The sequence below is a fragment of the Dietzia sp. CW19 genome (assembly GCF_014145265.1).
GTDB classification, from domain to species: Bacteria; Actinomycetota; Actinomycetes; order Mycobacteriales; family Mycobacteriaceae; genus Dietzia; species Dietzia natronolimnaea.
Genome location: NZ_JAALEE010000307.1, coordinates 6,360 through 12,979, shown reverse-complemented (window position 1 = coordinate 12,979; position 6,620 = coordinate 6,360). Strand labels below are relative to the sequence as shown.

Sequence of the window (6,620 nt, the reverse complement as noted above, 5' to 3'; positions counted from 1 at the left end):
CGGGCGAGCGCGGCGACCGGGAGCAGACACAGGAGCACGACGGCCCATCCGCCCGGACCGGGCACCCAGCCCCCGGCAGCAGTGTGCGCGACCGTGGCGGTGAGCACGGACGCGAGCACCACCGCGACCGCGCGCCACTGCGCCATCGGGTCGCAGTAGCCGGTCACGACGTAGAACCTACGTCACCGCGTGATCACCACGCCCTCGCGGCTCCGCCTCCCCGTCGTCGGCTCCTCGGTCTCCCGGTGGCCTACCCGCCAACCTCCTCGGCAGCGGAGAGTGAGCGGTCAGGTGGTGCGGGTGTGGGCCCCCATGTCGTCGACCTCCATCTCGTCGAACTGCATGTCCCAGACGGGCGGCCCGTCCGGATGGTCGCGGCGTCCGGTGACGTGAAACCCGTGCCGCTCGTACAGCCGCACGTTCCGCTCATCCGAGGTCTCCAACCGCACGGCGCGGGCGCCTCGACGTCCCGCCTCGGCCAGAGCAAACACGAGCAGGGAGCTACCGAGACGCCTGCCCTGCGCGGCGGGGCGCACCCCGAGGGTCTCCAGGGTCCACCCGTCGTGCGGCGGCGATCCGTCGGCCAGCCTCCCGATGCGGTCGCCGTGCAGGGCCACGATCTGCTCGACGGCGTCGTCGTCGGCGTCCGGGGCGTCCGGGGGCAGGAGCGCGATCACGCCGTCACGGTCCTCGGTGACCGCGACGACCCCGTGCCGATAGGCGTGCGCCAGATAGAGCTGCTGCAGGGTGAGCAGGCGCTCGACGTACCCCTCCTCGGGGATGACGTGACGGGTCCAGGGGTAGTGCGCGAACGCCTGGGCCAGGGTCTCGGCGGCGGGGGCGAGATCGTCCGGCGAGGCGAGGCGGGGGTCAGTCATTCTGGGCTCCTGCGGGTCGGATCATTGCGGTGGATTCCTGTCCGGGCCCCGTGGGCACCGTGCCGACGGGGAGGAAACCGAATCGCTCGTACAGGCGGCGGCTGCCCGCGGTGGTCGCCTCGAGGAACACCGGCTCCGGCCCGCCCTGGTCGATGATGTCCAGGCGGTGGCGCAGGAGGGCCGACCCGATCCCCTTCCCGCGAGCCTTGGGTCCGGTGGCGATGTCGTGGAAGTACCAGTGCGGCTCCGACGGCCGGTGTGCCTCGACCGCGCGGGTGTGTGCCATGCCGCGGCGCGCGGTGGGCGAGATCAGCAGTCGGAGAACCGCTGTGCCTCTCTCGCCCCATCGTGACCAGCGCCCCGCCTCGCGGTGCGGAGGCTCCCAGAGCAACGCCCCCAACGTCTGCCCGTCCTCCACGGCCACGTCGACCCGGTCCGGGTGCCGACGCACGTGGCGTCGATAGTGCGCGGTCAGGCGTGCGGACCGTGAGGCCTCGTCGGGGAAGAACTGCGCCCACGCCGGATCAGCGCCGAACGCCTCCCCGAGCATCTCCCCGATGGTCTGTGCATCGGAGGCCGCCGCCGGTCTGACTTCCACCATGTCTTCCTCCCTCGATCGCGCCCTATTCTACAATGTAGAAATAGTGTCTCGGGCTTGTCGGCCCGAAAGTGGGGGGACTGATGGTCGAGCGCCGCGTCGGACGAGGGCCCAGGGGGTTGTCCCCCGCCTTGATCGTCGAGGCGGCTGTCGGCGTGCTGGAGGAGAGCGGGCAGGAATCGTTCAGCATGCGCAGTGTGGGGCGCGCGGCGGGGTGCGACGCGATGTCGGTGGCCTATCACTTCGGGTCCAAGCAGGGGCTGGCCCGGGCCATGGCGTCGTGGCTCGACGGTCAGGTGCGGCCCGCCCCACCCGGGGCGCCCTGGCGACCGACACTGCGTCACCTGGCTGAGCAGTACCGCGCCCTGGCCAGGGCGTATCCCCGGACGTTCCCGTTGCTCCAGCGGTTCACCCACACCGGGTCGGCCGATTACGCCACGACCGAGGTGGTGCACGCGGCGATGCTGGGTGCGGGGGTCCCCCGGCCTCAGGTGGTGACGGTGACGGTGGGCTGGTACGCGACCGTCCTCGGGCTGGCCACGGCGGAGGCCCTAGGGTTGGTCGCTCCAGTGGACGACGTCACCGCGGCGGAGATCGAGGCCCTGCCCGCCGGGGACTATCCGCTCACCACCGGGCTCCTGGACGACTATCGCGGGATCGACCCCGGCGTCGTCTTTGGCACCGCCGTGGAGCTGATGCACGACGGGATCGAGCGGCTGGGCGGCGACCCGACCCCGGGCGGTCCACAGCGTCCCTAGGTACCTCAGCCCTCGGGGGTCCGCAGAGGCATCTCGTGAACCTCGCGGACGAACTCCGGCAACGGGTCGCCGGTGCGCAGGACAGTCGCGATGGCCGGATCCGCCAGATGGAGCCGGCCCACCGAGATGAGATCGAACTCCCCGGCCTCCAGGCAGTCCACCACGGCATCGATGTTGTCCGCGGTGTGGGCTGGCGCCCCGGACTTCTGCTCGCGGAGCGAGGCCCCGATCCCCACCCCGCCGACCGCGCCCGACGGTAGCCCGGTAAGTCGGCGGGCCCATCCGGCCAGGGACACCTCGCCGTCGTCGCCCTCCAGGTCCGGGAATGCCGGGTCGTTGAACCGCCTGGTGGAGGCGTCGAGCAGGTCCACCCCCGCGTCGGCGAGGGCACCGAGATACACGCCCAGTTCCTCGGTCGTGGTGGCCTTGCGGGCGGTGTAGTCCTGCTGGGTGTGCTGGGAGAAGCGGTAGAACAGCGGGGCGTCGGGACCGATCGCCTCGCGGACCCCGGCGACCACCGCGGCGGGGAACCGGCTGCGCGCGGCCAGGTCGCCGCCCCAGGTGTCGGTCCGCCGGTTGGTGTCGGCCCAGACAAAGGAGTCGAGGAGGTACCCGTGCCCGCCGTGGAGGGTCACGCCGTCGAATCCGGCCTCCATCGCCAGCCGGGCGGAACGGGAGAACGCATCGACCACCTCGGCGATGTCGCCCTCCGTCATCGGCTCGACCTCCGATGACCACCGGGCGACGCTCCGCTCGGAGTAGGTGGTGATGCCCGGGGTGCCCCACCGCCCGGACGGTCGCATCGGGTGCCTCTCCATGAGCCGGTCCCGATTGGCCCGGTCGAAACGGGCGTTGGCACCCCAGAGCGGGCCGACGTGCCACAGCTGCGCGAGAATGCGACCCCCGGCCGAGTGGACCGCGTCGGTGACCTGCCGCCAGGCGGCCACGGACGCGGGCCCGTCGAGGCGAGGGATCCATGCGTGATCCACCGAGGTGGGGTGGTCCACACCGATCCCCTCGGTGACGATCAGCGCGGTACCGCCGGCGGCACGAGCGGCGTAGTAGTCGCGGTTCACCTCGTCGGGCAGGGCGTCCGGGCAGCCCATCCGTGTCATGGGCGACATGACCAGGCGGTTGGCCAGCTGCATGGACCGGACCTGTAGGGGCCGGAACAGTGCCTCGCGCGTGGTGGTGACCGATGGCGTCATCTCGTGGGACCTCTTCCTCTCCGGTGACGGCGACCGGGGGTCCGCACCGGTGACGCCAACACTTGACAGCTGTCAATAGTACCCGGACCGGGCGCACGGCGATGAACCATGCGGACCGCCGGGCGCGTGAGGCGACTATCCGGAGTGCTGTTGTTCCAGCTCGTCGACGGTCTTGTCCGAGGTCTCGGAGATGATGTCGAGGATGCGTTGGTAGTGCGCGGAGTCCGCGCTGACCAGTGAGACGTGGTCCTCGCCGTCGGCCAGCACGAGGGACCCGATCCCGTTCTGCTGCTTCACGGCGTCGATATAGCGGATGGAGTTCTCCGGGGAGACCATCGTGTCGGCCGTGCCGTGCACGGCCACCACCGGTATCCGCGGGTCGATGTTCTGGATGGGGTCGACGGAGGTGTAGCGATCCGGGACCTCGGCAGGGGTGCCGCCGAGCACGGTGACGATCCGGTCGTCACCGTGGGTGGCGGCGTAGATCATGTCGAGGGGCCCGGCCAGGGAGACCACGCGCGTGGGCCGGAACGCGGGGTCGCTCCCGACCTCGTCGTCGTTCAGGGAATGGCGGGTGCCGGACCACATGGCCAACTGGGCGCCGGCACTGTGGCCGACGACGAGCTCGTCGTCGGTGGTGAGCTCGGGGTACTGCTCGTCGAGGCGGACAACGTGATCCAGGGCGTCGGCGACATCGCTGAAGGTGACGGGCCATCCACCGCCGGAGCCGACGCGTCGGTACTCGATGTTGTACACGGCCATTCCGCGGTCGACGAGATCGTCCGCGAAGGAGTTCATGACCTCGGCGCCGAGCTGGGACGCCCACGAACCGCCGTGGATGAGGACGACCAGCGGCACCGAATCCTCGGCGTGCGTTCCGGCCGGCAGGTAGAGGTCTCCCCAGTTCTGGGCCGGGTCCGATTCCCCACGTGTGGGATACGTGATTCGCTCGTAGTGGTGTTGGTCCCGCTCGGCGACGTCGCCCTGGGACGCCGCATCGCCCTGGGGAGCGGCATCGTCATCTGGGGCGCAGCCGCCGATCATCATGGCCGCGATCAGGGATGATGCCACAGCAACGGTGGACCGGGTCCGAGTCGTCCGCTTCACGTGCGTCAGCCTAATGAGCGTCCGGCCCGCTGGTCGGATGTCACGCATTTTGGCGCCAGACCAGAGAGTGGACCGGCCAGTTCGGCTGGTCGTCGGCCGCCCCGGTACACCGCCGATCGCCGTAACGAGGCCGTCACAGTGCGTCGACCCGGTGCTTACACCGCGGACCTACGGTGATCCGGTTCGCGCACCCCGCGCGACATCGTTGGATCTCGCGTCGAGAGAGGCCGCACATGTCCGCCACAGAGTCGATCAGCAGTCATCACGACGGAACCCAGTCGCACGTCGAGGGCAGTGACTACCTGGCCAAGCGCCAGTTGAAGAAGGGCACCGCGGGGTGGGTGCTGCTCGCGGGTCTCGGCGTCAGCTACGTGATCTCCGGCGACTATTCCGGCTGGAACTTCGGCCTGGAACAGGGCGGGTTCGGTGGCCTGCTCATCGTGGCCGTGATCATCGCGGGCATGTACCTGGCCATGGTTCTCGGCATGGCCGAGATGTCCTCGGCGCTCCCGGCCGCAGGCGGCGGCTACACCTTCGCGCGGCGGGCGTTGGGACCGTGGGGTGGGTTCGCCACCGGAACGGCGATCCTCATCGAGTACGCCATCGCGCCCGCGGCCATCGCGACGTTCATCGGTGCGTACGTGGAATCCCTCAACCTGTTCGGGATCACCGACGGCTGGTGGATCTACCTCGCCGTGTACGCGATCTTCATCGGCATCCACCTCTCCGGGGCGGGGGAGGCGCTCAAGGTCATGTTCGCCATCACCGCGATCGCTCTCGTCGGACTCATCATCTTCGCGGTGGCGGCGGCGGGCCAGTTCGAGGCGTCCAACCTCACCAACATCGCTCCCACCGACGCCGCGGGCGCCTCGGACTTCCTGCCGTTCGGCGTCATCGGGATCTGGGCCGCCGTCCCGTTCGCGATCTGGTTCTTCCTCGCCATCGAGGGTGTGCCGCTCGCCGCCGAGGAGGCCAAGGACCCGTCCAGGAACATCCCCCGCGGCATCATCGCGGCGATGGGTGTCCTTCTCGTCACCGCGACCGCCGTCCTGGTCCTGGCCACCGGCGCCGGGGGAGCGGACGCCATCCAGTCCTCGGGCAACCCGCTGGTCGAGGCACTCGGGGACGGTGCGGCCGCGAAGATCGTCAACTACATCGGGCTCGCCGGCCTGGTCGCCAGCTTCTTCTCGATCATGTACGCCTACTCCCGTCAGCTGTTCGCCCTCTCCCGCGCCGGCTACCTGCCCAGGACGCTGTCGATCACCAACTCGCGCAAGGCGCCCACCCTGGCCCTCATCGTCCCGGGTGTCATCGGGTTCCTGCTCTCGCTCACCGGGCAGGGCGACATGCTGCTCAACATGGCGGTGTTCGGCGCCGCGCTCAGCTACGTCCTGATGATGGTCAGCCACATCGTGCTGCGCCGCAGGGAGCCGGACATGGAGCGCCCGTACCGCACCCCGGGTGGCGTCGTGACCACCGGATTCGCGCTCGTCATCGCCGCACTCGCCGTGGTGGCCACCTTCCTCGTCAACAGCACGGCCGCGTTCTGGTGCCTGGTGGTGTTCGGTGCGTTCATGCTGTACTTCGGTATCTACAGTCGGCACCACCTCGTCGCCAACTCCCCGGACGAGGAGTTCGCCGCACTGGCCAGAGCGGAAGCAGAGCTCGAATGACCACGTACACCCAGCAGATCTCGGGAACGACCTATCAGTTCGACGGCCTCGTCGAGCTGATGGCCACGGCGTCGCCCCAGCGATCGGGGGACGAACTGGCCGGGTGCGCGGCGTCGTCCGATGCCGAACGGGCCGCCGCGCAATGGGCGCTCGCCGACGTCCTGCTCGAGACCTTCCTCGAGGACCTGCTGGTGCCGTACGAGACCGACGAGGTCACCCGCCTCATCGTCGACTCCCACGATCGCGCCGCCTTCGCCCCGCTGGCCCACCTCACCGTGGGTGGCCTGCGCGACTGGCTGCTCGAGGTCGCCGCCTCGCCCGGGGCGGCCGCGACGCTGGCCTCCGTGGCCGCGGGTCTGACCCCCGAGATGGTGGCGGCGGTGAGCAAGCTGATGCGC

Annotated in this window: 7 protein-coding genes; 3 read left to right on the top strand and 4 right to left on the bottom strand. The window is 70.1% G+C overall.

The window, feature by feature from the left end; translation table 11 throughout:
* Window positions 1-287 precede the first annotated feature (287 nt).
* Together G6021_RS09745 and G6021_RS09740 are read right to left on the bottom strand one after the other, a co-directional pair.
* Complete coding sequence (locus G6021_RS09745; RefSeq protein WP_182641174.1) at window positions 288-878, bottom strand: GNAT family N-acetyltransferase; 591 nt, start codon at window positions 876-878, stop codon at window positions 288-290.
* Entirely contained in the window at window positions 871-1,479 is a 609-nt protein-coding gene (locus G6021_RS09740) for a GNAT family N-acetyltransferase (RefSeq protein WP_182610502.1), read from the bottom strand. The genes G6021_RS09745 and G6021_RS09740 overlap by 8 nt, the downstream gene beginning before the upstream one ends.
* Window positions 1,480-1,595: 116 nt before the next feature.
* Between G6021_RS09740 and G6021_RS09735 the strand changes: the two genes are divergently transcribed.
* Window positions 1,596-2,234 (top strand): TetR/AcrR family transcriptional regulator, encoded by a 639-nt coding sequence (locus G6021_RS09735; protein ID WP_206682223.1) that lies wholly within the window; start codon window positions 1,596-1,598, stop codon window positions 2,232-2,234.
* Window positions 2,235-2,239: 5 nt separating this feature from the next.
* Here G6021_RS09735 and G6021_RS09730 read toward each other — a convergent pair whose 3' ends face one another.
* Both G6021_RS09730 and G6021_RS09725 read right to left on the bottom strand, forming a co-directional pair.
* Window positions 2,240-3,442: a 12-oxophytodienoate reductase gene (locus G6021_RS09730; RefSeq protein WP_182610504.1), complete on the bottom strand. Its 1,203-nt coding sequence runs from the start codon at window positions 3,440-3,442 to the stop codon at window positions 2,240-2,242.
* Between the two features lie 135 nt (window positions 3,443-3,577).
* Complete coding sequence (locus G6021_RS09725; protein WP_347238350.1) at window positions 3,578-4,513, bottom strand: alpha/beta fold hydrolase; 936 nt, start codon at window positions 4,511-4,513, stop codon at window positions 3,578-3,580.
* 269 nt (window positions 4,514-4,782) lie between these two features.
* On the opposite strand from G6021_RS09725, the gene eat reads away from it, so the two are divergent.
* Entirely contained in the window at window positions 4,783-6,222 is a 1,440-nt protein-coding gene (gene eat / locus G6021_RS09720; protein ID WP_182610505.1) for an ethanolamine permease, read from the top strand.
* Window positions 6,219-6,620: ethanolamine ammonia-lyase subunit EutB (eutB, locus tag G6021_RS17305; RefSeq protein ID WP_241736504.1), on the top strand; the 402-nt coding region annotated here is incomplete at its 3' end. The genes eat and eutB, both read left to right, overlap by 4 nt.